19 protein-coding genes and 2 tRNA genes are annotated in these 24,339 nt (G+C 54.0%); 10 read left to right on the forward strand and 11 right to left on the reverse strand.

Annotated elements, in window-relative coordinates; genetic code table 11:
- Positions 1–10: 10 nt before the first annotated feature.
- Together LF95_RS01515 and LF95_RS01520 are read right to left on the reverse strand one after the other, a co-directional pair.
- Positions 11–790 (reverse strand): MBL fold metallo-hydrolase, encoded by a 780-nt coding sequence (locus tag LF95_RS01515; RefSeq protein WP_073953363.1) that lies wholly within the window; start codon positions 788–790, stop codon positions 11–13.
- Positions 791–1,147: 357 nt separating this feature from the next.
- On the reverse strand, positions 1,148–2,107 hold the full coding sequence (locus LF95_RS01520; RefSeq protein WP_073953364.1) for an acetyl-CoA carboxylase carboxyltransferase subunit alpha: 960 nt from the start codon (positions 2,105–2,107) through the stop codon (positions 1,148–1,150).
- A 164-nt stretch (positions 2,108–2,271) separates the two neighbouring features.
- On the opposite strand from LF95_RS01520, the gene LF95_RS01525 reads away from it, so the two are divergent.
- Positions 2,272–2,793, forward strand: a complete 522-nt coding sequence (locus LF95_RS01525; RefSeq protein ID WP_073953365.1) for a GNAT family N-acetyltransferase — start codon at positions 2,272–2,274, stop codon at positions 2,791–2,793.
- On the opposite strand, the gene LF95_RS01530 is transcribed toward LF95_RS01525, so the two are convergent.
- Positions 2,769–3,185: a winged helix-turn-helix transcriptional regulator gene (locus LF95_RS01530; protein WP_083607584.1), complete on the reverse strand. Its 417-nt coding sequence runs from the start codon at positions 3,183–3,185 to the stop codon at positions 2,769–2,771. The genes LF95_RS01525 and LF95_RS01530 overlap by 25 nt on opposite strands.
- A 140-nt stretch (positions 3,186–3,325) precedes the next feature.
- On the opposite strand from LF95_RS01530, the gene LF95_RS01535 reads away from it, so the two are divergent.
- Positions 3,326–4,348 carry a zinc-binding alcohol dehydrogenase family protein gene (locus tag LF95_RS01535; RefSeq protein ID WP_073953366.1) on the forward strand — a complete coding sequence of 341 codons (1,023 nt, stop codon included), beginning with the start codon at positions 3,326–3,328 and terminating at the stop codon, positions 4,346–4,348.
- A gap of 66 nt (positions 4,349–4,414) precedes the next feature.
- On the opposite strand, the gene LF95_RS01540 is transcribed toward LF95_RS01535, so the two are convergent.
- Entirely contained in the window at positions 4,415–5,329 is a 915-nt protein-coding gene (locus LF95_RS01540) for a LysR family transcriptional regulator (RefSeq protein ID WP_073954759.1), read from the reverse strand.
- Positions 5,330–5,426: 97 nt separating this feature from the next.
- Here LF95_RS01540 and LF95_RS01545 point away from each other — a divergent pair, with 97 nt between their 5' ends.
- On the forward strand, positions 5,427–6,254 hold the full coding sequence (locus LF95_RS01545) for an NAD(P)H-dependent oxidoreductase (protein WP_073953367.1): 828 nt from the start codon (positions 5,427–5,429) through the stop codon (positions 6,252–6,254).
- Positions 6,255–6,271: 17 nt separating this feature from the next.
- On the opposite strand, the gene LF95_RS01550 is transcribed toward LF95_RS01545, so the two are convergent.
- Positions 6,272–7,258 (reverse strand): HpcH/HpaI aldolase/citrate lyase family protein, encoded by a 987-nt coding sequence (locus LF95_RS01550; RefSeq protein WP_073953368.1) that lies wholly within the window; start codon positions 7,256–7,258, stop codon positions 6,272–6,274.
- Between the two features lie 394 nt (positions 7,259–7,652).
- On the opposite strand from LF95_RS01550, the gene LF95_RS01555 reads away from it, so the two are divergent.
- The gene (locus tag LF95_RS01555; RefSeq protein WP_252509621.1) at positions 7,653–8,771 is read left to right on the forward strand and encodes a GGDEF domain-containing protein; all 1,119 of its coding nucleotides are present in this window, start codon (positions 7,653–7,655) and stop codon (positions 8,769–8,771) included.
- Positions 8,772–8,858: 87 nt separating this feature from the next.
- Here LF95_RS01555 and LF95_RS01560 read toward each other — a convergent pair whose 3' ends face one another.
- On the reverse strand, positions 8,859–9,386 hold the full coding sequence (locus tag LF95_RS01560) for a glycine cleavage system transcriptional repressor (RefSeq protein ID WP_073953370.1): 528 nt from the start codon (positions 9,384–9,386) through the stop codon (positions 8,859–8,861).
- A 295-nt stretch (positions 9,387–9,681) separates the two neighbouring features.
- Here LF95_RS01560 and LF95_RS01565 point away from each other — a divergent pair, with 295 nt between their 5' ends.
- Positions 9,682–11,757 carry a methyl-accepting chemotaxis protein gene (locus tag LF95_RS01565; protein WP_073953371.1) on the forward strand — a complete coding sequence of 692 codons (2,076 nt, stop codon included), beginning with the start codon at positions 9,682–9,684 and terminating at the stop codon, positions 11,755–11,757.
- A 163-nt stretch (positions 11,758–11,920) separates the two neighbouring features.
- Here LF95_RS01565 and LF95_RS01570 read toward each other — a convergent pair.
- Positions 11,921–11,997, reverse strand: a tRNA-Arg gene (locus tag LF95_RS01570).
- Between the two features lie 336 nt (positions 11,998–12,333).
- Between LF95_RS01570 and LF95_RS01575 the strand changes: the two genes are divergently transcribed.
- Both LF95_RS01575 and LF95_RS01580 read left to right on the forward strand, forming a co-directional pair.
- On the forward strand, positions 12,334–13,449 hold the full coding sequence (locus LF95_RS01575) for a hypothetical protein (RefSeq protein ID WP_073954760.1): 1,116 nt from the start codon (positions 12,334–12,336) through the stop codon (positions 13,447–13,449).
- Between the two features lie 212 nt (positions 13,450–13,661).
- Positions 13,662–14,099 carry a DUF4169 family protein gene (locus tag LF95_RS01580; RefSeq protein ID WP_073953372.1) on the forward strand — a complete coding sequence of 146 codons (438 nt, stop codon included), beginning with the start codon at positions 13,662–13,664 and terminating at the stop codon, positions 14,097–14,099.
- Positions 14,100–14,363: 264 nt separating this feature from the next.
- Here the strand turns inward: LF95_RS01580 and LF95_RS01585 are convergent, their stop codons facing one another.
- The 3 genes from LF95_RS01585 to lipB form a co-directional block, all read right to left on the reverse strand.
- Positions 14,364–14,897, reverse strand: coding sequence for a hypothetical protein (locus LF95_RS01585; RefSeq protein ID WP_073953373.1), 534 nt, complete (start codon positions 14,895–14,897; stop codon positions 14,364–14,366).
- Positions 14,898–15,275: 378 nt separating this feature from the next.
- Entirely contained in the window at positions 15,276–16,307 is a 1,032-nt protein-coding gene (locus tag LF95_RS01590) for a diguanylate cyclase (RefSeq protein ID WP_252509622.1), read from the reverse strand.
- Between the two features lie 33 nt (positions 16,308–16,340).
- A complete protein-coding gene (lipB, locus tag LF95_RS01595) occupies positions 16,341–17,024 on the reverse strand; it encodes a lipoyl(octanoyl) transferase LipB (protein ID WP_073953374.1) in 684 nt (227 codons plus the stop codon).
- A 119-nt stretch (positions 17,025–17,143) separates the two neighbouring features.
- On the opposite strand from lipB, the gene LF95_RS01600 reads away from it, so the two are divergent.
- The 3 genes from LF95_RS01600 to mgtE all read left to right on the forward strand — a co-directional run bounded on the left by LF95_RS01600 (position 17,144) and on the right by mgtE (position 21,475).
- Positions 17,144–17,230: transfer RNA gene (locus LF95_RS01600), tRNA-Leu, on the forward strand.
- A gap of 396 nt (positions 17,231–17,626) precedes the next feature.
- The gene (locus tag LF95_RS01605; RefSeq protein ID WP_073953375.1) at positions 17,627–19,918 is read left to right on the forward strand and encodes an NADP-dependent malic enzyme; all 2,292 of its coding nucleotides are present in this window, start codon (positions 17,627–17,629) and stop codon (positions 19,916–19,918) included.
- A 144-nt stretch (positions 19,919–20,062) separates the two neighbouring features.
- Positions 20,063–21,475 (forward strand): magnesium transporter, encoded by a 1,413-nt coding sequence (gene mgtE, locus LF95_RS01610; protein ID WP_073953376.1) that lies wholly within the window; start codon positions 20,063–20,065, stop codon positions 21,473–21,475.
- Positions 21,476–21,546: 71 nt separating this feature from the next.
- Here mgtE and LF95_RS01615 read toward each other — a convergent pair whose 3' ends face one another.
- Positions 21,547–24,150 (reverse strand): bifunctional diguanylate cyclase/phosphodiesterase, encoded by a 2,604-nt coding sequence (locus LF95_RS01615; protein ID WP_073953377.1) that lies wholly within the window; start codon positions 24,148–24,150, stop codon positions 21,547–21,549.
- Between the last annotated feature and the right edge of the window lie 189 nt (positions 24,151–24,339).

Genomic DNA, 24,339 nt, shown 5'->3' on the forward strand with positions numbered 1-24,339 from the left:
GGATATCCGGTCAGGCCAGGTCAAAGCTTTGTTCCGGCAAGATGAAGCCGCAAAAACCGTCGGCGACGGCATCGGGCTTGGCATAGGCCGGATAATGATAAAGCCACATTTTGGCTTTGATGTCGTCGGGCAGGGTTTTTAACTGCTCGTAATGTGCATGTACACCCGATCGACGCGGCCCGAGTTCACAATCCTGAAAAATGATGTCGGCCTTGCGATAGAAGGCCATATGGGCGTCAGGATCGAAGATCGCATCCGTTGTAATAAAAAAGCGCGTTGACCGTGTTTCGCCAAACAGCGCGTATGACAGCATTTTTCCTTCGTCAGCAATAATATGATCAACCGGTAAAATGCTGATATGTGCGTCGTGCCAGTCAAATGTACCTGTTGCTGACAGGGGTTTGACATTGAAATAGGTTTTCAGTTTCCGATCACCGTGGTCGCTGACCTCCAGCCCGCCGCGCAGGCTGTGTTCCCATAACGGGGTAATCAGGTCATCAACAAGGTAAAGATCGACGCGGTGCTGATTGAAAATAAAATAGTTGCTTAAGGCAATCCATTCGAGGCCCCCGATATGGTCCGAGTGCAGGTGGCTGATATAGATGGCGTCAAAATCCTTGGGCCATAATCCGAGGCGATGCAACGCATGGCGTGCATCTGTTCCGCAGTCAATCAGCATACGTGCCAGTTTGCCTGTATCGGTATTCGTCGTTTCCAAAATCATATTGCTTTGGAAATTATCGGCCGCGGTGCAGAACGCTGATCCTGTCCCCGCAAACGTAAGCTTCATTCCCCAACTCCCTTACTTTGGGAAAATCTTAGACGAGGAAGGCCCTGCAGAACCACCTTAATTTATTCAATTTTGCAGGTAACGGCGCGTTTTATCGGGCTTTGTGCCCATCTCTTTGCCAATTGCCGGTCTTTAAGGCGCAAAAATAACCTCAAAAGGCGGCATTAGGCGAAAATTTAAAGCCCAAACCAAACTTGTGCGCGTTGTTATGCCGTAACCGGCGTAACGTATCGGCCCGGCAGGGACTCGGCTTTGATGTTGTGTGCCGGGGCGTGGGCAGGGTGCTAAAATAACACAATAAAAAAGGGTCAGCACCAATACTGGCCTGACCCCTTTATGACATCGGAAAGAGTTTGATCAGTTGATACCCTGACGCCCCATTTCCAGGAATTTGTCACGGCGGCGGGCTTTCAGAACGCCTCCTTCAAGATCGGAAAGTTCGATCAGGGCCCTCTCGATGGCATCGCCCACTATTTTACAGGCATTTTGCGGTTCGCGCTGTGCGCCGCCCAGCGGTTCAGCAACGACTTCGTCAATGACACCAAGCTGCTGCAAATCCTGTGCTGTCAGGCGCAGGGCTTCGGCGGCTGTTTTGGCTTCGTCACCTGAACGCCACAAAATGGAGGCGCAGCCTTCGGGGGAAATGACGGAATAAATCGAGTTTTCCAGCATCAAAACGGTATTTGCCGTGGCAAGGGCTATGGCACCACCCGAACCGCCTTCGCCAATAATGACCGAAACCAGCGGCACCTTGATGTCAAGGCAGGTTTCAATCGAGCGGGCGATGGCTTCGGACTGGCCGCGTGCTTCGGCCTCGGCCCCCGGAAAGGCACCAGCGGTATCCACAAGTGTGACAACCGGGATGTTAAACCGTTCTGCCATGCGCATCAGGCGAATGGCCTTGCGATAGCCCTCGGGTTTGGCCATGCCGAAATTGTGCTTTACACGGGTTTCGGTGTCGCGGCCCTTTTCGTGGCCGATCACCATCACACTGCGACCACGCAAACGGGCCAGACCACCAATAATGGCTTCGTCTTCACCATACAGGCGATCACCGGCCAGCGGGGTGAAATCATCAAACAGATATTTGATGTATTCCACGAAATGCGGGCGATCCGGATGGCGGGCAACCTGGGTTTTCTGCCAAGGGGTCAAACGGCCATAGGTGCTTTGCAAAAGCTTGGTCAGTTTGTCTTGCAGGCGCGCAACTTCATCGGCAATGTTGACTTCGTCGTCATTGCCGCTTAGGTGGCGGAGCTCTTCGATCTTGCCTTCGAGTTCGGCGATCGGCTTCTCAAAATCCAGAAAATTGTGCATCAGGACGTCAAATCCGGCTGGGAAACAATGGTGCGGAACATACGTGATCAGTTTGTCACGTCAAGGGGCGAGCGCAAAAAGGCGCGACAAATTCAAGATTCGACCCTATCATTGACCAAATTGCATGAAATTGAAGCTCCGAAATTTGCCTGACGGAAATAATTATGTCTACAAATCTGCATATCTCGGAATTGCTATCGCCTGATATTTCCGATTTTGACCGCCTTGTCGCGATCCTGAAAGATGCCTTTGCTTTTCAGGATGGTATCGTTAATCCTCCCAGTTCCGTTACCCGCGTTGATACCGCCGAACTGCAATGGCGATTTGACCGTGATACCGTTCTCGTTGCGCGGGATATGAATAGTGGCGGTAGCATAATTGGCCAGGTCTGGATCGAACAAACCCCTGAAGATGCCTATCTTTACAAGCTGTCGGTGGATAAGGCCGCTCATGGGCAGGGCATTGGCCGGGCGCTGGTGCAGGCCGCACTGGATCATGTTGCGCGCCACAGCACAATTGCCAAGGCTCGCCTGAATGTGCGCAAGGAACTGGATGGCAATATTGCCTTCTTTCAGCGGTGTGGTTTTGCCATTACCGGCAACGGCACCCATGAAGGCTTTGATCAGCCGACCTTTTTTATCATGACCCGTGATATTCCGCCTTACGAAACGCTTTCTATCGCCTGACGGGGCGGCGGTTTAACTGTGCCTTTGTTTTTGACAGGTGCGGTTTCGGCCGCGGCGGAGAAATAGGGAACATTCTTTTCGCCCCAGTCCTTTAACGCCAGGATGATGGCGCGCAGGCTTTCGCCCTTGGTGGTTAGGCTATATTCCACGCGCGGGGGGACTTCGGCATAAACCTCACGGTGGATAATGCCATCCTGTTCCAGCTCGCGCAGCTGGCGGGTCAGCATGCGCTGGGTCACACCGGGCATTAACCGGCGCAGTTCGTTAAAGCGTTTGGTGCCATCAAGTAGATGAAACAGCACAACACCTTTCCATTTCCCGCCAATCACCATCAAGGCGCCTTCAACAGGGCAGCCGGGGCTGCGGTCTGGCGGGCAGTCGAAATTTTGCATTGATCCTCCAAAAATGGCAGAAAAGCCCATTAGTATACAAAATGTCACTAGTGGCTTTAATTGTGCGTACTTATCATGATTGTTATTATCAGGTAAGAAAGTCGCATTCGCAAATCAAACCTCGGCAAGGAGGAATGACCATGAAAGCCATTGGCTTGAAAACGGCCCGTCCAGTCACGGATGAAAACCTGTTTGAACAGACCGAGATCGAAACCCCCTGCGCAACAGGGCATGATGTTCTGGTCAGGGTCAAAGGTGTTGCGGTGAACCCGGTAGATTTCAAAGTTCGCCGTGGCAAGGCCGATGACAGCACCTTTAAGGTGCTGGGTTGGGACGCCGCCGGTATTGTAGAAGCGGTTGGCGACCAGGTCACGCTGTTTAAAAAGGGCGATGAGGTCTGGTATGCGGGGGATGTGACCCGTCCGGGCTCAAACAGCGAATTGCAGCTTGTTGACGAACGGATTGCAGCCCTGAAACCCAAAAAACTGGATTTCGCAACCGCAGCTGCCCTGCCGCTGACCACCATTACGGCATGGGAAGCCATGTTTGATCGCATGAAGATCAACCGCACTGCCTTTGAGGCCAATGCGGTCAAAAGCATTCTGATTATTAATGGTGCAGGCGGTGTGGGCTCGATTGCGATTCAATTGGCGAAAATGGCCGGTTTGCAGGTGATTGCCACGGCATCGCGCCCGGAAACCATTTCCTGGGTGACGAAAATGGGCGCGGATCATGTGATTAATCATCACCAGCCGCTTAAGGAACAGCTTGAAGGGGCAGGCTTTGCCACCGTGGATTATGTGCTGTGCACATCTGAAACCGATGACTATTGGGATGTGATGTGCGATCTGGTGGCACCACAGGGCCACATCGTCAGTATTACCGAGGCCAAAAACAACCATAATGTTGATTTGCTCAAGGCGAAATCGGCCAGCTTTTCCTATGAATTCATGTTTACCCGCTCGATGTTCCAGACCCCGGATATGATCGAGCAGCATAAACTGTTAACCGAAATGGCCGCCCTGGTGGATGCAGATGCGATTAAGGTTACGACCGGTGAGCATTTTGGCTCCCTGACGCCGGACAGCCTGCGCAAGGCCCATGCCGTGCTGGAAAGCGGCAAAGCAATTGGCAAGATCGTTTTTGACGGGCTTGGTGCCTGAAAGGGCGATTAACCGAATGAACGATGAAAAAGCCGGACCGGTGCGTTTGTGCCGGTCCGGTTTTGTTTATCGGGTTTGGGCACTATCGCGCATAAGCTGGTAAATCCGGTCCCGTAACCAGCGATGCAGCGGGTGGGTGGTTGTGCGGTCATGCCAGACCAGGGCCATGTCAAAGCCCGGAACCGGCAGCGGCGGGGGCAGGATTTGCAGGCGGCCCTGGCGGTTTTCTGCGACCCGGCTGGGAACAAGGGCGATCATGTCACTTTGGGCAATAATATCGGGCACGACCAGAAAACCGGGGGCTGACAGGCATACCCGGCGGTTTTTCCCCACCCCGGCCAGGGCGGCATCTGCCGGGCCTGCAAACCCACCCCCCTCGGGCGAGACGATAACGTGGTCAAGCTGGCAAAAGGTTTCAAGGTCCAGCGTATTCTTGATGGCAGGGTGGCCGGGCCGGGCAATGGCGACATAGGTTTCATGGTACAGATGGCGCATATGCAGGGTTTCGGGCGCGGTTTCCGGCGTGGTCAGGGCCAGGTGAATGTCGCCACGCGCCATTTTATCTTCAAGCCGGGCTGTATCAATGGTGCGCCAGGACAGGCGAAGGCCCGGTGCCTCGTTTTGCAGGATGTGCAGCAAGGGCAGCAATACCGAATATTGCACATAGTCACTGGCGGCAATGGCGATGGTTGCCGTGATGGCCGCCGGATCAAACGGGCTGGTTTCGGCAATGACACGGCGCACGGCCTCTATCGCATCATGCAGCGGAGCCTGAAGCTCCAGCGCGCGTTCCGTCGGGATCATCCCGCGCTGGGATGGCAGCAATAAAGGGTCATTTAACAGGTCGCGCAGCCGTGTCAGCCGGGCGGAAAGGGCTGGTTGGCTCAGGTTCAACCGCCGCGCGGCATGGGTGACATTGCGTTCCGCCAGCAATGTGTCGAGTGTGACCAGCAAATTCAGGTCAAGCTGTTCGATATTCATTTGATTTATACCAAAACATAAAAAATTCGATTTCAACGATAGCAGAGCAATGCGCAATCATCATCCGATAATCTGACCGCTTTAAAAGGATGACGTTGTGAAAAAGATTCTGATTGTCCATGCCCATCCCGAAGCCAAATCCCTGACCTGTGCGCTAAAGGATGTGGCGGTTGAAACCTTGCAGACGCAAGGACACGAGGTGCAGGTATCGGACCTTTATAAAATAGGATGGAAGGCCTGTGCCGATGCTGGTGATTTTACCGACATCACCAACCCGGACCGGTTGAAATACATTGCCGAATCCCGGCATGCCTTTGCGTCGGGCACGCAAAGCCCGGAAATTGAGGCCGAACAGCAAAAACTGTTATGGGCCGATGCGGTGTTATTTACCTTTCCCCTGTGGTGGTTTAGCGCGCCTGCCATCTTAAAAGGCTGGTTTGACCGGGTCTTTACCTATGGCTTTGCCTATGGGGTGGGGGAGCATGGCGGCGAACGCTGGGGGGATCGTTATGGTGAAGGCGTGTTGGCCGGTCGGCGGGCAATGGTGATTGTGCCGATCGGCGGCCGTGCACCGCATTATAGCGACCGGGGGGTGAATGGCAGCCTGGATGATATTCTATGGCCCATCCAGCACGGAACGCTGTTTTACCCGGGATTTGAGGTGGTTCCTGCCTTTCCGGTGTATCAAAGCGACCGGATGGATGATGAAAACTGGGGCAAGGTCCGGGCGGATTTGAAAGATCGGCTGGACCAGTTATTTACCATGCCAACCATTGCTTTTCGCACCCAGAATGGCGGACATTATGACGCGCATCAACGGCTGAAGCCCGGCCTTGGTGCGGGTGCGGGGGGCACACATATTCATTTGTTACAACCCAGGGACCCGGTTGAAACGGTTCCCCGGCCTGCGCGTACCCCCCGCTAACACCTGTTACGTGCCGCTTATTTTCCGTCTTTGGCGGCAATAATGTCGGCCTGGTGCACCATGACTTCGGCCTGCTTGATCGATGCTATATCGATCAGGCGGCCATCCAGGGCCACGGCACCGGCCCCTTCATTCTGCGCCTTTTCCATGGCTTCAAGAATGCGTTTTGCCTTGGTGACTTCGGCTTCTGAGGGCGAATAGACCTCGTTGGCAAGGGTAATCTGGCTGGGATGGATGGCCCATTTGCCCTCGCACCCCAGCACCATGGCCCGGGCCGCCTGGGCACGATAACCATCGGGGTCGGAAAAATCGCCAAACGGCCCGTCAATCGGGCGCAGGCCATTGGCGCGAGCGGCTACTACCATGCGGGCAATGGCATAATGCCACATATCGCCCCAATGATAATCACGCGGGGCATCGCCGTTTTTATCGGTCAATACGCCATAATGCGGGTTGGGCCCGCCAATGCCGGTGGTCATCGCCTTGGTCGATGCGGCATAGTCCGCCACGCCAAAATGCAGGCTTTCATTGCGTTTCGAGGCGGCAGCAATTTCGTGAATGTTTTGCATGCCAAGGGCGGTTTCAATGATCAACTCGAACCCGATGCGTTTTTTACACCCCTTGGCGGTTTCGATCTGGGTTGCCAGCATATCCAGGGCATAAACATCGGATGCCGTGCCAACCTTGGGGATCATGATCAGGTCCAGGCGGTCGCCAGCCTGTTCCAGCACATCCACCACATCGCGATACATATAATGGGTATCAAGGCCGTTGATGCGCACTGATAAAACCTTGTCGCCCCAGTCGATATCATTGATGGCGGCAATAATGTTTTTGCGCGCCTGTTCCTTGTCACGCGGGGCAACGGCATCTTCCAGATCCAGGAAAATGGCATCGGCCTTTGATTTGGCCGCTTTTTCAAAAAGTTCGATCCGGCTGCCGGGCACGGCAAGTTCGGACCGGTTCAGGCGCGCGGGTGCCGGGGTCGGTGTGGTGAAGCTCATGTGTTTCTCCTTGCTGCATTGCGCAATGGCGTCGCCAAAATGCGCAATAGCGTCAAACCTGTACCGGGGCCTGCCTGGGCAGAAAAAGCGGTCTGTTTTGTTTTTGTGCCGCTTTGATGGCCTGCATGTTAGCAATATTATTGCGCCCGCGTCCAATTCGACGTTGGTTGGAACGCGGTATTTAAGGATAGGGCACAGCAATCAGGCGTGGATCGAAATGTTGTTCCCGTTGCGCGTGAGGTTATGAATAATCGTATGAATTTGAAACTAATGTAGGAATATTCAGGGTTTTAACCTTATATTGCCGATCCAATTTTCAGGATAAAAGCTAACGGGCCAGGATTAAATGCGTCGAGCCTTCTTTGCCTGTATGTCAGTTGCGTTGATACCGTTGTTGATTTTATCTGCGGTAACGGCACTGGCATTTGCGAGCAGGGCAGGCATTTTGCCGGGCGGGCTTCTTGGTTTTGTTGAATATCGCCCGTTTCTGTTTGCAGTGCTGGGCGTTGTGCTTGGCGGATGGTTCAACCGGGGGCGCGTTGTGTACGCGATGCTGGTTTTGATCATTTGTTACTGGTTTTTCATCGGGGCCCCCGACTTTCTGCCGCCGGAAGGGGTCAGCTTTTTAAAAGTAGCAACACTTTATATTATACCCGTCAATCTTGTCTTGATGGCGTTCATGTCCGAACGCGGGGTTTTTCGCAAACGCGGGGTCGCCCGACTCCTGTTTTTGGCATTGCAGTTTTTTGCGCTGATGCTGTTTGCCACCCGGCCCGATGTTTCCGAAGCTCTTAATCGCCTGTTAGAGATTCGCTTTATTCCGCTGGGTGGCCGGGCGGATGCCCTGCCGCAAATGGCCGTGTTGCTTGCCGTTGTGGCAATGGTTGTTTTGCTGGCACGGGGGCGGTCGCTTGAATTTGCTTTTTTCTGCACCTTGCTGCCGGTCTTTAGCGTTTTTCTGGTCGATGCGCGTTACATATCGTTTGCGTATCTTGGCGCAACCGGGGTGATTTTGGGTGGTGTTGTTCAGGAAGCCTGGCGTATGGCCTTTGTCGATGATTTAACCGGACTTTCCGGGCGGCGGGCTTTGGGGCATGCAATGGCGGAACTGGGTGGCAAATATTGCATTGCCATGCTCGATGTTGATCATTTTAAAAAATTCAACGACAGCCACGGCCACGATGTTGGGGATATGGTTTTGCGCAAAGTTGCCCGCGAACTGGCCCATTGTGGCGGCGGTGGCAAGGCGTTCCGCTATGGGGGCGAGGAATTTTCCATTCTGTTTGCCGGGCGTGACCGTAGCAAGGTTCTTGAGACACTGGAAAATTTGCGCAAGAAAATCGCGGGCAGTAAAATTGCCTTGCCGGAGTCAAACCGTGAGGTTGGCATTACCGTTTCGATTGGTCTGGCAGAAAGGGGGGCCGATGAAGATGATCCCTGGGTTGTGCTCAAAGAAGCCGATGAAAAGCTTTTTGCCGCCAAACAGGCCGGGCGGAACAGAGTGACGGTATAGCTGTGATGATGGCGTTGGGCATTGTGGACAGCAAAACGCCCTGAGGCATATCAGGGCGTTTGCGGTATCGGTGTTGTTTGCGCTTTTTTATCCCGCGAGGGTATCGAACCGAAACAGCATGCGCAGCGAGCCTGCGGTATTTGCCAGGGTCGCCAGGCAGGCAGCCGCCCGGTCTTCGGGGATGGCGACGGCAAAGCGGGTGGTATAAACGCGGGCGTCTTTTTCATCCGATGCGGATGCCGCCATTTGCACGATATTGGCGTTATATTCGATAAAAATTTCTGACAGCCGCGCAATCAGTCCGGGTTGGTCGATGCCGGCACATTCGATCAGATGAGTTGCACCGGGCGTATCGGCCAAAACAGGGGCAGGATGGATGGCCTCGACGGTGATTTCGGCCTGTTCCATTGGCAACTCGCACAGGGCCGCTTCGCATTCGGTAATCGGGCAGGTATCGGGAAGCTCGCAGGTTGTAATGAAATTCGCGCGTCCCTGATCCAGCACAAAACTGGTCGCGCCAAGATTGACGCCAATATCAAACAGACGGCCGGAAATATCAGATACCAGACCAACACGGTCAGCGCAGGATATGGTAATGCGTGTATTGGCGTTCATTTGCAAAGCTCCGTCATCAGCAGAATTTCTGTAACCTATCAATGAATGACCGAGGATGCCATCACAGGCATACGACATGGCGTGATTATTGTGGTTTTACAGCGATGATTGTGCCTGGTGCGGTTGTCTTCCTGTTTTGTCCGTCCCGTTGTTCGTCCTGGCTCATCAACGAAAAAAGCGGCGTGCTCTCTTAAATAGATGTTTTCATGCCCCATATGTCTTCAGAGTATTTTGCATATCTGGAGCAATATACGCGTTAAGAAAATGCGCTCGGGGAGCATGGGAGAGTTTAATAATGAATAACTTGGCATTGAGCACAAAAATTGCGCTTTTTTCTGCAGTTGTGGTTGCCATTGCTTTAGGTCTTGTGATTGTTCACGCGTCAAATCGGGCGTTTGATACGGCAAGAAAAAGCGGCATTTCCGAAATGCGCAGCGACGTGGGCAGTGCGGCGGATGATATGTCGGCACGTCTGGAGTTGGCACTGGGCGCCGCCGAAGGATTTGCCGATATGACTGCAGCGTTTGTTCAAACGGCAAAAACATCACAAATTCCAGGCAATCGCGAATTTATCAGTCAGACCTTGCGCGAGTCCCTTAAAGATCATGGTAGCTGGTTTGGGACGTGGACATTGGCCTTGCCAAACGCACTTGATGGTGCGGACAAGGACTGGATCAACAAGTCCGGAAGCACCGGGGCGGGGATTTTCACACCTTATTGGGTGCGTGACGGCGAAAAGGTTGTTTTGGCAACTGTGCCGGACATGACGATCAGTTATGACGAAGGCTATTTTGCGGTTTCTTACGCAAGTAAAAAGTCAGCCGTTTTGGAGCCTTATGTCGAGGATTCGGCAGGGACAGACCCGGTTCTTATGACGTCGGCGACCGCACCGGTTATTGTTGATGGTGCCGTTGTTGCTGTTTCCGGTGTTGATCTGGATTTGGGCGGCCTTCAGGCGCGTGTTGCCAACGAGAAACCGTTGGGGGCGGGCAAAATCTGGCTGGTGACGGATAAGGGAACGGTTGTTGCCCATCCTGACAAGGAATTGCTGGCCAAGCTGCTTGCGGATTCAGGGGTGAGCCAACAGCAGGTCGAGCAGGCGCTTGAGCAGGATTTCGTGATTGCCGATATTGATGGCGTCGAGAATTATCTGGTTGCTCTGCCTGTCCAGTTTGGCAATGCCCCGCAAAAATGGACGGTTATTGGGGCAGTTCCAAGTAAAGCTGTTCTGGCAAGTGCCAATGCGGCGTCGCGTGATGCGGTGATTATTGGTTTGATTGTGCTTGTCGTGGCGGTTGGTGCAGCCCTGTTGCTGGGCAAGTTTTTGGCCCGACCGATTCTTAATCTGGCTGCTGTGATGGGGAGCATGGCCGAAGGCGAATTGCATATTGATATTCCCTATGCCGGGCAAACCAACGAAATGGGCAAAATGGCCGCGGCCCTGGCGAATTTCCGCGACAAGTCGTTGCGGGCCAAACAATTGGAAGAAGAAGCGGAAAAAGCCGAAAAACGTGCCGAGCAGGAACGTATTTTGGCAATGCGCAAGGTTGCGGATGATTTTGAAGCAACGTCGGGTAAGGCGGTTGGGTCGGTCAGTTCTGCTGCTGTCGCCCTGGGCGATATTACCCAGCGTATGGGGCAACTGGTGCAGCGGGCGCGGACCCGCATGGCCGATGCCACTGGCGGCGCCGATCTTGCCAGTGAAAATGTTCAGGTTGTTGCATCTGCGGCAGAAGAGCTGTTGTCCTCGATCGAGGAAATTGGTCAGCAGGTGAGCATGGCTGCCGATATTGCCCGCGAGGCGGCACAGGAAGCCGGGCAGGCCACCACAAGCGTTGGAGACCTTGATGACAAGGCACGCCAGATTGGTGAAGTGGTCGTTATTATTCAGGATATCGCGGCCCAGACCAATCTTTTGGCCCTGAATGCGACAATTGAAGCCGCGCGTGCTGGTGATGCAGGCAAAGGATTCGCCGTTGTTGCCAACGAGGTGAAGGGGCTGGCCAATCAGACGGCAAAGGCGACCGACCAGATTTCCGAGCAGGTCAGCGTCATTCAGGGTGCTGTCGGGGCGGCGGTGCAGACCATCGGCCGGATTGACGAAGTTGTTGGTCGGGTTGAAGGGATTTCAACTGCGATTGCCTCCGCTGTTGAACAGCAAAGTGCAGCGACACGCGAAATTGCCAGCAGCGCCAGCAAGGCGTCGGATGGTGTGCGCACATTTGCCGATAATATCGCCGAACTTGCCCAGTCAATCGAAGAGGTTGGCAATGTTTCGACCGACGTTCAGGATTCGGCTTCCCATCTGCGCAATGATGCCGGTTCGCTCGAAACTGCGGTTTCAACATTCCTGGGGGCTGTCAGAAAATAACAGGCAAATAGTATTTATCGTGTTTGCTGATTGTCCGGGCCGGTTTCCGGTTCCGGGCCTTCGGCGGTCCATTATAATTTGATGGCGCGCCAATAATACGACTGCCTGAAGAATATCGACCGGAAAAAACAAAGGCCCGACGCGTTAACGTCGGGCCTTTCAATGGCGCGCCCGGAAGGATTCGAACCTCCGGCCTTCTGATTCGTAGTCAGATGCTCTATCCAGCTGAGCTACGGGCGCTTCGTCTTTGTTTCCGAAGGTTTGCAGTGTGTGCTCCCCGTCGGCGGAGCGGAACTTATGAAAACCCGATGCCCTTTGCAAGCGGTAATTTTCAAAAAAGTGTATTTTTTCTTCGAGCCCGTAAAATATCGCCTGTAAGTAGCTTTACAGGGCCCCGTTTTCTGCCATGTTGGCGATTATCGCTATGTTACGGGGAAAAAAGGGGGAAATGCGTCTTGTTCCGGGGGGAACCCTCTATTAAGATGCTGTTCAATCCCAGGGGAGCAGGGGCTTGTTTATACATAAAAAAGCAGGCCCAGGGAGATTCGCTTATTCCTACTTAGGTAATTGATCGAAATGGCCGTTCGCAAAACCTACCTCGCCGTTTTCGGCGTCGCCCTGCTACTAGGCGGGTGTTCCAATTCTACCGATGCCATGTGGCCGGCACTTAGCGGGGAGGATGCCGGATCATCGGCGAGCCAAACCAGCGCGGCACAGTCCGATATCGGAACCGGGGCCCCAGAGGCCGACGTGATGCGCAGCACACAGCCTTTGACGGGTATGTCTACGACGGGCACTTTTGTCGGGACCAAAGTTGAAAGCATGCGTCAGGAATTGAACCGCCTGAAATCCGCGCTCAATACCCACAACAACGAATTGCAAAGTCTGCGTGCCCAGACGGTAAGTCATTCACAGGCTTATCACGGTACCGTGGCGGCGATTAATGCCCGCCTGCAGGTTGGCACAACGCCGGGAAATCCGGTGCTGGTAAACCAGTGGAACCAGGCACAGCAGGAACTTGACCGGGTGAATGGCGATATCGCATCGCTCAATTCGCTGGCCAATGATGTTGCCGCTGACTCGACATTATCCACCTTCCTGCTGGAATCGGTGCGTTCCGCTTATCAGGTTTCCGGCGCGGTTGACGAAGACCATCGCCAGCTTGCCATGCTGGAAGATGAAACCAACCGGACCTCGGTTTTGATTGACCGTCTGTTAAGCGAGATCAGCGAAGACCTGTCACGCCAGACCACTTATATCGCCAATGAGCGTTCAAACCTGAATGCGCTGTCGCTTGCTGTTAAAAACGGCGAGATTTTCGGCCAATCGCTGGCGGCGAAGTCTGTTCCGTCACAGCCGGTTGCGGCAAATCGTTCTTTGCCCGACTCGGAAGACCGCCCGCTGGTGGTTATTCGCTTTGACAGTGCCAGCGTGAAATACGAACAGGCCCTTTACAATGCGGTGAACCGTGCACTGGAGCGTCGCCCTGATGCGACCTTTGATATTGTTGCTGTCACTCCGAACCGGGGAACACCGGCACAGGTGGCGCTAAACAGCAGCAAAGCGAAGCGCGATGCGCAAAGTGTTCTGCGGTCGCTGACGGATATGGGAATGCCCAATTCCCGTGTACGCCTGTCGGATTCAACCAGTTCATCGGTTTCCGCCAACGAAGTACATGTTTACGTTCGCTAATCAGTTTCGATCCTGATCAGTTGAACGGCCGGAACGGGGCACCTCAAACGAGGTGCCCTTTCTTTGTTTTGGGGGCATTGCGTCATATGGGAACAGGGTATGCCGTATATGACAAAATGGTCTGAAACGGTCGTGAAAAGACAGGTATAATCAGCGGTCAAATTACGGTCACTGAATTCCCGAACGTTCACAGAGGACGGAAAGCGATTAAAATGGCGGATGCGGATATTGTTAATTTGCGTCAGCATCGCAAGCGCAAGGCGCGCGATGAAAAGACCCAAAAGGCGGATGCCAATCGCATTGCCTTCGGTCGCACCCGTGTGGAACGCAAACAAACCAAAGCCCAGCAGGATATGGAGGAGCGCAAATTGGCGGCACATCGTCTTGAACGCGATGCGGACAAGGCGGGGGCGGAGGTTGATCGGAAAGGGGATGCTGACCTGAAACAGCATGTCATGGCTGACCAGGCGGCCGTGAAGGCGCAGGAAGACCTGAAAGAAGCCGGGAGTGTGAATGCAGTCCAGGATGATGCGGCGGAGTCAGAAGACGGAACCTCATCGGATGCAGATGAAAAAACACCATCAGCCCAAAAACATATCGGCGATGTTGCGAATGTTGTGCCACTTAAGCTTGGCCCGCCGAAAAAATAGCAGTGCGGCTATATGTTGCGCAATGCAGCGGGTTCTGAATGCCAGGTTGGGTAATGCCTGGGATGTTGTCCGACAAATGGCTGCCTTGCGGAACCTGCTTGGCATTTTGGGGCACAAGACCGCATCATGCAGGCTTGCACAATGTCAGAAAAACTTGTTGCGCGACATATCAAGAATCGCAACAAAGTCAGGCGCATAACGCGCTTGGGATGTCAAATAGCAGGCAATCGTTACATCGGTGACGATGTGACGTTTTGTCGTTGCTTAGCTTAACAGGGTTTCTTTTTCCCGTTTGTACTGGTCCAGGGCCTCGTCCCAGCCCATCAGCCAGTCTTCATGTTCGCGGCTGTCAGCGGGGTAGGGGTTTTCTGTCAGGCGGTGGGCACCAAGACCGGCTGAAAAGCCATAATTCAGCGCTGCATTGGGAAGTGCCCGACTGGCCGGGGCATGTTCGCTGTAAAGCCTGTGGCGGAAAGCGGGCAAGGAGCACAAAACGCCATCATCAATGCCCAGCGGATAAGTGATCAGCATGGCTTCACCCAGCGGGGTGATGGACATTGTACCATCATGGGCAATGTGAATCAGGCCCGCCATTTTCAGCTGTGATTTGGCATATTCAATGCGGCTGCACAGGGCAGGGGTATCTTGCAGGATGATTTGGATGCCATCATCATCGCAGCAAAACAGCGACAGGACTTTCTCCTTCAGGGCTTGCTGACCAAGCCCGGCCGAAGCAGAGCGCAGAACAGTCAGCATCAGGGCGGGGTCGCCAGGGATATAGTCTGTTGTTGTTGGCATTTGGGGCCTCCGTCTTTAGCGAAACGAATTCCCTCCCAAGGGCAATTTTATAAACCGGCCAATATATAAATCGGTCGCGTTATTATTATTATAGTTTGCAGATATGTTTCAAACTTGTGAAGACAAGAGTGCACCCTGGTAGAATTTTTGTGAATTGTTGGTGATAATTTCAATCACAGGTATTGGGATGGCATTGGTTGTACGGGAATATTTGCCTAAAATGCCCGCTAAAGTAGTTTGCATCTGGGTTTTTAAAGGTTTTAATACAGCAACATTCGCGTTTTTGTTTGTGGGCAGGATTACGTAAATGCGTATTTCCCGCATATCGAAACCAGTGCCCGGAATTCGCTGCAAGTTTTTGTGGCCGGGGCGGGGATGTTATTTTTTGCCGGTTTCGGCATTTTCCGGTGAGCGCCATAAGCGTACGCGATTCCGCCCGCTTTCCTTTGCGGCATAAAGGGCCCGGTCGGCCTTTTCGATAATCTGCTCAATTTTGCGGTCTGGCAGGATGGGAGCTGCGCCGATCGACGTGGTGATGGAAAGTGATATGTCATTGTCGAGCTTGACCGGCGATGCCTCGATCACACGACGCAAACGCTCTAGAATCCTTGCCGTCTGGCGCATGTCGGCATTGGGAAGGCAGATCAGAAATTCTTCGCCGCCATAACGATAGACCTTGTCAAAGGGCCTGACATGGGACTGTAAAATACCGGCAATTGCTTGCAGGATCTGGTCGCCGGCCTGATGGCCGTAGGTATCATTAATGGCTTTGAAATGATCCAGATCGACCATCGCAATGGCCGTCGCCGAGTTGGTGCGAATCGACCGTTCCCTTTCCACTTCAAGGTCCGATAGCATCGTTTGCCGGTTATAGGCCCCGGTTAACGGGTCCACATTTGAGCGTGCGGTGCGAAAGGCCCGCTCAAGACGACGGATCTGGCTGAAAAAGGATTCGGCACGCAGCGCCATGACATCATATTCGGCAGTATCGATTGTGCCGTTATGGTCAAAATGCTTCAGCACGCGCCGGGCGGCGTTGTGAAGCTGTTCGTGCGTGGTGGCCAGGGCGTGCATGGCTGGCTGGTCAATCAGCCTGTTATGCTGGTTCAAGGCGTACCAGGCGCCGAAATTACAGTCATGATCGTCGATATGGTCATCCGCATGGGGATGGGCCGCAATGCCGGGCTGTCCGCTATTTTCTGTATTCTCATCCTCATCACGTACAATCAGGTGACGATTCCATTCGAGAATCAGCGCAATATGCTCGGAAAGGGCGGTTTCGAGTTCCTGTAAAATATCCCGTTCCGCATCAACAAGATTACCATCCGCGATGCTGTCGGGCATTTCCGGTTGCCGTTGATCAGACGGATCAGACTCGCGGTGGCTCTTGTCGTCCTTTGTTCCAGGCATATTGCGCGGTTCCATCTTGATTACGGGGGAATATCAGGCACTGTCGCTGTGCAAAGCCGCTGATGGAAGCGGAAAAACATCATCGAAAGTTTGTGCCAGCAGGCTATCAAGCTGCGCCATTGTCAGGTCGATTCCCAAGTCTTTTAGGCTGGTCACGCCATGTTCTGCAATGCCACAAGGCACGATCCCGCCAAAATGTGTCAAATCGGGGTTTACGTTAATCGCAATGCCGTGAAATGTGACCCAGCGGCGCACCCGAACACCGATCGCGGCAATTTTGTCTTCGCGGCCATTGCCCCGGTCCACCCATATGCCAACACGGCCATCGCGTCGTTCGCCTTTAACGCCGGCCAGCGCCAAAGTGCGGATAATCCATTCTTCCAGGTTATGCACATAGGCCCGTACATCGCGCCCGCGGTTGCGTAAGTCCATCATCAGATAGGCCGTGCGTTGCCCCGGCCCGTGATAGGTATATTGGCCGCCACGCCCGGCATTATAAACGGGGAATCGCTCCGGATCGACCAGGTCCTGGATCTTTGAACTGGTTCCCGCCGTGTAAAGAGGGGGGTGTTCGACCAGCCAGATCAATTCGCGCGCGTCGTTTTGGGCGATGGCTTCCGCCCGCGCTTCCATTTCGGCAAGGGCGTCGGGGTAGGAAACGGGCTGTTTTGCCACCCGCCATTCGGGCTTTTGGGCACTAAAATCGATACTTTTCATTTTTCCTGTCAAATAAATGAAAACTCCCCTTGATTGGGGGTGTCCTTTTTGCTATCTCCCTTTCCGCGCCAAGGCAAGCCCGCAACGTTACCTCATAGGGCTTGTTGCAAACATAGTATGCGGTCGTGGCGGAATTGGTAGACGCGCAGCGTTGAGGTCGCTGTGGGCTAACCCCCGTGGAAGTTCGAGTCTTCTCGACCGCACCAAAAAGGCCTTTCTCTGGAAACGGAGAAGGGCCTTTCTGATTCTGGCAGTATTTTCCGGTGTGAAACAAAAACAGTCCGTTTGCATCATGGTGAACAAGGTATTTTGGCCAAATTTGCCGGATGAATGCTTTTGGCTGATGTGCGGTGCCCACATGGCCTGTGTAAAACTTGAATGATGTTAAAGTTTTCAGAAGGCAATGCAGGCGTGATATGATGCTGAATTGCCGTTGGATTTTTACATACAAGCAAGAGGAATATTGAGGTGCTCCATAACTGAATGCTTCTCTCGATGTGATAATTCCACTAGGCTGTCCGGTCCCACACGGCTAAGAATTTTCAGGGCTTAATCCACTTTAGGTTAATTTGGCCTAAATACCTGAAGTTAAAGGTATTAATATGACAAACAGAAACGATAAGCTGCGCGAAGCCGCTTTGGACTATCACCGGTACCCCACCCCCGGTAAGCTGGCAGTCACCGCAACCACCACCCTGGCCAACCAGCGCGACCTGGCACTGGCCTATTCGCCCGGTGTTGCCTTTGCCTGCGAGGAAATTGTCAAGGACCCGGAAACGGCGGTGCATTACACCGCACGGGGTAATCTGGTCGCGGTGATCAGTAATGGCACGGCTGTTCTTGGTCTTGGCCCTATTGGCCCGCTGGCATCCAAGCCGGTGATGGAGGGTAAGGCCGTCCTGTTCAAGAAGTTCGCCAATATCGATGTTTTCGATCTGGAAGTGAACGAACTCGACCCGCAAAAATTCATTGATATTGTTGCTGCCCTTGAACCCACCTTTGGCGGCGTCAATCTGGAAGACATCAAGGCGCCGGAATGTTTCATCATTGAAAAGGCGCTGCGCGAACGCTGCAATATCCCGATTTTCCATGATGACCAGCACGGTACCGCCATTTGTGTGGCTGCGGCTGTTCGCAATGGTCTGCGCGTTGTTGGCAAGGACCTGGAAAAGGTTCGGCTGGTGGCATCGGGTGCCGGGGCGGCTGCTCTTGCCTGCCTGAACCTGCTGGTTTCGATGGGCCTGCCGCGCGAAAATATCACGGTCACGGACCGTTTTGGCGTGGTTTACAAGGGCCGCGAAGAAGAAATGGACCCGTGGAAAGCGGAATATGCCATTGAAACCAATGCCCGCACCCTCGATGACGTGATCGAAGGGGCTGATATTTTCCTGGGTCTTTCCGCCCCCAATATCATGGGCGAAAAAGAACTGCGCAAGATGGGCGAACGCCCGATCATTATGGCGCTGGCAAACCCGACCCCGGAAGTTTCGCCCGAACTGGTCAAGGAAATTCGCCCGGATGCCGTGATGGCAACAGGCCGTACGGATTACCCGAACCAGGTTAACAACGTTCTTTGTTTCCCGTTCCTGTTCCGTGGCGCGCTGGACGTGGGTGCGACCGAAATTAACGAGGAAATGAAGATCGCAGCGGTCGAGGCAATCGCCGATCTGGCAACGGCCGAAGTTTCCGACATTGTTGCCACGGCATATGGCGGCGAAGAACTTAAATTCGGGCCGGAATATCTGATTCCGAAACCGTTTGATCCGCGCCTGATGCTGGAAATTCCGCCCCGTGTTGCCAAGGCTGCCATGGATAGCGGTGTTGCCAAGCGCCCGATCGAGGATTTCGACGCCTATCGCCAGCAGCTTGAAGGCTTTGTCTTCCGGTCCGGTCTGGTGATGAAGCCGGTCTTTGATATGGCACGTAGCCACAAAAAACGTGTCGTTTACCCCGAAGGCGAATCGCGGCGTGTGTTGCAGGCCTGTCAGGTGCTGGTGGATGATGGTGTGTGTCATCCGGTGCTGATTGGCCGGCGCGACGTTATTCTGGAGCGTATTGCCGAACTGGGCCTGCGTATTGTGCCCGACGTGCATGTTGAAATTCATGACCCGGATGATAACCGCCATTTCGAACAGGACTGGCAGGATTTTCACAACATTATGGGCCGTCGCGGGATTAACCCCGAATATGCCCGTTCGATTGTGCGTACCCGCCCGACCGTGATTGCCTGTTTGATGCTGCGCCGGGGTGAGGTGGACGCAATGGTGTGTGGTTGCCAGGGCGGTTTCCTGCGCCATTTGCGCTATGTGCGTAATCTGGTGGGCCTGCGCAAGGGTGTGACCGATTTCTCGACCGTCAATATGATGATCATGAAACACGGTACGTTCTTTTTGACCGATACCTATGTGTCGGTTGATCCAACGCCCGAACATGTGGCTGAAACCACCGTCATGGCGGCCGATGTTGTCAAACGGTTTGGGATTACGCCAAAGGCCGCGCTGATTTCGCATTCCAATTTCGGTAGCCACGAAAATCCGTCGGCCTGCAAAATGCGAGATGCCCTTAAAATCATCCGCGTTCAGGCACCTGACCTGGAAGTCGAAGGCGAAATGCACGCTGATGCGGCGATTTCGGAAACCATCCGTAACCGTATTTTCCCCAATTCGATGTTGAAAGGATCGGCCAACCTTTTGGTTATGCCGACCCTAGATGCGGCGAATATTTCCTATAATATGGTTAAAATGCTGGGGGATGGCCTTCCCGTTGGTCCGATTCTGGTGGGGGCTGCGAAATCGGCCCATGTTGTCAGCCCGTCGATTACCGTGCGCGGACTGGTCAATATGAGTGCGATTGCCGTGGTTGATGCCATTGATCGGGAACAGTCCCGCATCTAGGCGCGTTAGTCTTGTGTGGGCGTGTACCGCACTTGACCAGGCAAAAATGATGGCGCAAAAACAGCCGTGCCGGACGGATTGGTCCGGCACGGTTTTTGTCTAGGGAACAGTCAAAACGGTAAAACAGCAATCGGGGAGGGACAGATGACTGACATCAAAGAACTTGATCGTCCTGAAAATACGACGTCATCTGCATCGACCAGCGATGATTATGTTGATCTCACCCCGGAATATGCCCGCGAAATTCTTGATGCCCTGCACGAGGAAGACACCCCGCGTGTTGAAGAACTGGTTGGTGAACTGCACTTTGCCGATATTGCCGACCTTCTGGGCTGGGCAGGCAGTTCGGAACGCCAGCAGCTTGTTGATGTTATCCGGCCGGATTTTGACCCGGAGCTTCTGACCGAACTTGATGATGAACTGCGTGAGGAAGTTATTGCGCAGTTGGGCACCGAGGTGGTGGCCGAAGCCATTTCCGAGCTTGATTCGGATGACGTGGTTGAGGTCATCGAGGATCTGGAGGAAGCCGACCAGCAGGAATTGCTGGGCGCACTTTCGGAAATAGAACGTGCCCGCGTTCAGGAGGCCCTGTCTTATCCTGAATATACTGCTGGCCGTATCATGCAGCGGGAACTGGTCGCCATTCCCGATTACTGGAGTGTCGGCCAGACCATCGACTTTTTACGTTCGGCCAAAAACCTGCCCGAAGATTTTTACGACATTATCGTGGTGGACCCGCGCTATCGCCCGGTGGGGATGATGCCCCTGTCACGCGCGATTCGCACCAACCGCCCGGTTTTGGTGCGTGATGTCATGGAAACCGATGACATGCGCACCGTTCTGGTTACCGAAGAACAGGAAAATGTCGCCCATCTGTTTCGTCAGCGCGACCTGATCTCGACGCCGGTTGTTGATGATAATGGCCGCCTTGTCGGTGTGATCACGGTCGATGACGTGGTGGACGTTATCGACGAAGAATATGAAGAAGACATGATGCGCATGGCCGGTGTTGGCGAGGAAGACGACCTTTCCAGCGACATTCTCGATACCACGCGGTCACGTTTTACCTGGCTTTTGGTTAATTTGGGCACGGCGATTGCCGCATCAATGGTGATTGGCATGTTTGAAAACACCATTCAAAGCCTGGTGGCCCTGGCTGTGCTGATGCCGATTGTTGCCTCGATGGGCGGAAATGCCGGTACCCAGACCCTGACGGTGGCTGTGCGCGCCATTGCCACACGCGAATTGACCAGCACCAACGCCTGGCGCGTGGTACGCAAGGAAGTGGCGGTATGTACCCTTAATGGCCTTGCCTTTGCCGTGTTAAGCGGTGCGGTCAGCTGGTTCTGGTTTGATAATGTACGCTTGGGAATGGTGATTGGCGTTGCCATGATCATTAATTTGATTGTGGCAGGTGCTGCCGGGGCCATCATCCCGCTTGCTCTGGAGCGTGCCGGGGTTGATCCGGCCGTTTCCTCATCGGTGTTTTTAACCACGATTACCGATGTGGTCGGTTTCTTTGCCTTTTTGGGGCTGGCGGCCGCCTTTTTGTTATAAGGCGCTTTGGGGCAAGGACGGCAAAACGGAAGGCCCGATGTTTCAGGCCGTCCGTTTTGGTTTGAAGCGCCTTAGTCGCCGTTCTGGCTGCTCGCGGGTGTGTCGGGTGTGAGCTGGCGCTTCATAAAGCTGGTGGTGGCGGTATCTGCCACCGGTGGTGAAAATATAAAGCCCTGGATTTCATCGCATTCCGCCGTGCCCAGCATGGCAAGCTGTTCTTCTGTTTCGACACCGACTGCTACAACACGCCGGTTCAGGCTTTTGCACAGCCGTGTTGCCGGGCCAAGAACACTGTTTTCAGGCTGTTCATCAAGTTCAATATCAAACAGGCTTTGTGACAACTTAATACGCTGAACCGGAAACCGTTTCAGATAGCGCAAGGATGAATGGGTCGCACCGAACTGATCCAGCGTCAGGCTGATTCCGGCCTCGGCAAAGCGATAGAACTGGGCCAGGGAATGTTCCGGGTCGCGCATGGCAACTTCTTCGGCAACCTCGATTTCAATCAGGCCCGGGTGAATGTCATAGCGTTCGGTTTCCTCATGGATATTTTTGATGATATCTGCCTGGATAAATTGCCGCCCGGAAAGGTTAAGGGCAATCGGAACCGGCTGGTATCCGTCTTTGCGCCACTGGCTTATTTGCTGACAGACCGATGAAATAATCCAGCGGCCCAGCGGGGCCAAAAGCCCGGTGCGATCTGCCACGGCGATGAAATCGCTCGGCAGGTGGCGCAACCCGCTATCATCATGCCAGCGCAGCAGGGCTTCAAATCCTGTCAGGGTGTGATCGGACAGGCGAAAACGGGGCTGATATTCCAGGACAAACCGCTTTTCATCGACCGCGCGGCGCAATTGTGCCTCCAGCGACAGGCGCGCGTGCATGACATTGTTCATGGTTTCGACAAAGAAGCAGTAAGAGGATTCTGCCGATTTCTGGGCGCGATACATGGCTGCATCGGCATTGGCCAGCAATTGGGACGGGGCCCGCGCATCATTGGGGTAAAGGGCGACACCAACACTAACATGCAGGCGAATTTCATCTCCGCCTATGGGAATGGGGTGGGAAATGGCCTCGACAATGCGTTCAGCTACCAAGGCAGCCCCTTCGGCCTCGGATAGGTCGGTGGCGATAATGGCAAATGTATCGCCCGACAGTCGCGAGCATGTGTCCTTTTCACGCACAGTCGCGCGGAGCCGCCCTGAAATGGAACGCAATGTCTCGTCGCCGACATCGGAACCATACCGGTCATTGACGGCGCGGAAATTGTCGATATCCACCATCAGGACCGATAACAGCTTGTCATACCGTTTGGCATGGGCAACGGCCTGGTTCAGCCGGTCGTCAAACAGGGCGCGGTTGGGCAGGCCGGTTAGAGGGTCGTGGGTTGCAAGATAGCGCAGCCGGTTAACGGCCGCGTTTGCTGCCGGGTTGTGATGCAGCAATACATCAATGTGATCGTTGTTGGTGGCCGACGGCGTCATCAGAAGGTCGCAAACAATGTGAACCCCTTCGGCACTGCGTACCACCCATTCCCGTCGTACTTCGGTTTCACCCTGGGTGATGGCGGAAAGTAGTTTGTCCTGGGCGCGTTGTGATGATGTGCCGTCTGATTGAAATTCAGGGGCAAGGTTATAAAGACGGATAAAGCCGTAATCTTCCGTGCGCAGGTCAAAAAAGCTGGCCGTTTCGGTGGACATGGCAAGGAGGTGCCCGTCTGATCGATTGATCGTCAGGGCAAGGTCGCTGATATTTTCGCGCCCCCGAATGTGTTGCAACTTGTGCGCGGAAGGGTTTTCGTGGCGGTTGGCATAAAAAAACAGCAAACCGGAAAACAGGGCCGCCAGAACAAGACCCGTAATCGCCACCATTTGCGGGGCATTTGCATCAATGCCAGCGGCAACGGGGGCGGCGGTAACGTCAATATCCCATATATGCCCGGCCGCATTGACCCTGCTGCTGCGGGTCAGGGTCGGTTCACTGCCATTGCCCTGCATTTCAAACAGAACGCTGGCATTTTCGCGCACCCGAATGGTGTAATCGGCCAAATAGTCGCTGCCAAGGATGGTGGCGAGCATCGAGCGAATGCGAAACACGCCATTGACCATGCCAATAATTTCGCCTTCCGGGGTGATCACGGGCACGTAGGCGGCAAACCCCCGTCCCCCCTGAAGAAGTTCGAGTGTCGGGGTGATTTGTGTCTGGCGCTGGTCAAAGGCCATATCAAGAACCGGTCCTGCCACGGGATGACGTTTTAAATCCGCCCCCATTGCCGAGACATTGCCCTTGATCGGCGCAACGTATTTTATGATGTAGTTGGGGGATATCCAGTTAATGGCCTGAAGGGCCTCGAAACGTGACTGTAACGGCGCGGCTTGCGCAATATATTGCCGTTCGTCTTCGGGGGCGTTGCCGCGCCAGTTATCAGCGAAGTTTTCAAGTGCGTGCAAATTGGCATTGATGGTTTCGCCAATTCTGTCGGCCAGGTTCACGGCCAGCAATTCTGCATTTGCCTGCAACGCCTGTTCATTTTCTTTTTTGATCTTTTGGCCCAAAAGCAGGGATGCGCCGCCGATCAGGCAGAAACAAACAGCTGCAAGAACCGCAGCACGCATGTTGAAGGCCGATTTGTTTTGTCCACGACCCGTGTCAGATATATCTGCTGCGTCCTGCATAGGCTCCCCATTTTGTTATGCAGGTTGGTGCGCCGGCCGCATTTGTGGCCAGACCTTCCCCTCTTTACATGGCAATTGCGGGCAATTGCCAATGTCCACTCGCTTATTGGGGGCGCAGCTTATCGGATTTCCGGGCAAATGTGTCGCAAAATGTTTTTCTGCTGCCTCAATTGGGCTGGTTGCGCCATA

This window comes from Thalassospira sp. TSL5-1 (assembly GCF_001907695.1).
Classification (GTDB): domain Bacteria; phylum Pseudomonadota; class Alphaproteobacteria; order Rhodospirillales; family Thalassospiraceae; genus Thalassospira.

Bases quoted from the DNA above. Each gene is read 5' to 3' on its own strand.
- LF95_RS01515 (WP_073953363.1), bottom strand. From the start codon at position 790: ATGAAGCTTACGTTTGCGGGGACAGGATCAGCGTTCTGCACCGCGGCC.
- LF95_RS01520 (WP_073953364.1), bottom strand. From the start codon at position 2,107: ATGCACAATTTTCTGGATTTTGAGAAGCCGATCGCCGAACTCGAAGGC.
- LF95_RS01525 (WP_073953365.1), top strand. From the start codon at position 2,272: ATGTCTACAAATCTGCATATCTCGGAATTGCTATCGCCTGATATTTCC.
- LF95_RS01530 (WP_083607584.1), bottom strand. From the start codon at position 3,185: ATGCAAAATTTCGACTGCCCGCCAGACCGCAGCCCCGGCTGCCCTGTT.
- LF95_RS01535 (WP_073953366.1), top strand. From the start codon at position 3,326: ATGAAAGCCATTGGCTTGAAAACGGCCCGTCCAGTCACGGATGAAAAC.
- LF95_RS01540 (WP_073954759.1), bottom strand. From the start codon at position 5,329: ATGAATATCGAACAGCTTGACCTGAATTTGCTGGTCACACTCGACACA.
- LF95_RS01550 (WP_073953368.1), bottom strand. From the start codon at position 7,258: ATGAGCTTCACCACACCGACCCCGGCACCCGCGCGCCTGAACCGGTCC.
- LF95_RS01560 (WP_073953370.1), bottom strand. From the start codon at position 9,386: ATGAACGCCAATACACGCATTACCATATCCTGCGCTGACCGTGTTGGT.
- LF95_RS01565 (WP_073953371.1), top strand. From the start codon at position 9,682: ATGAATAACTTGGCATTGAGCACAAAAATTGCGCTTTTTTCTGCAGTT.
- LF95_RS01575 (WP_073954760.1), top strand. From the start codon at position 12,334: ATGGCCGTTCGCAAAACCTACCTCGCCGTTTTCGGCGTCGCCCTGCTA.
- LF95_RS01580 (WP_073953372.1), top strand. From the start codon at position 13,662: ATGGCGGATGCGGATATTGTTAATTTGCGTCAGCATCGCAAGCGCAAG.
- LF95_RS01585 (WP_073953373.1), bottom strand. From the start codon at position 14,897: ATGCCAACAACAACAGACTATATCCCTGGCGACCCCGCCCTGATGCTG.
- LF95_RS01590 (WP_252509622.1), bottom strand. From the start codon at position 16,307: ATGCCTGGAACAAAGGACGACAAGAGCCACCGCGAGTCTGATCCGTCT.
- lipB (WP_073953374.1), bottom strand. From the start codon at position 17,024: ATGAAAAGTATCGATTTTAGTGCCCAAAAGCCCGAATGGCGGGTGGCA.
- LF95_RS01605 (WP_073953375.1), top strand. From the start codon at position 17,627: ATGACAAACAGAAACGATAAGCTGCGCGAAGCCGCTTTGGACTATCAC.
- mgtE (WP_073953376.1), top strand. From the start codon at position 20,063: ATGACTGACATCAAAGAACTTGATCGTCCTGAAAATACGACGTCATCT.
- LF95_RS01615 (WP_073953377.1), bottom strand. From the start codon at position 24,150: ATGCAGGACGCAGCAGATATATCTGACACGGGTCGTGGACAAAACAAA.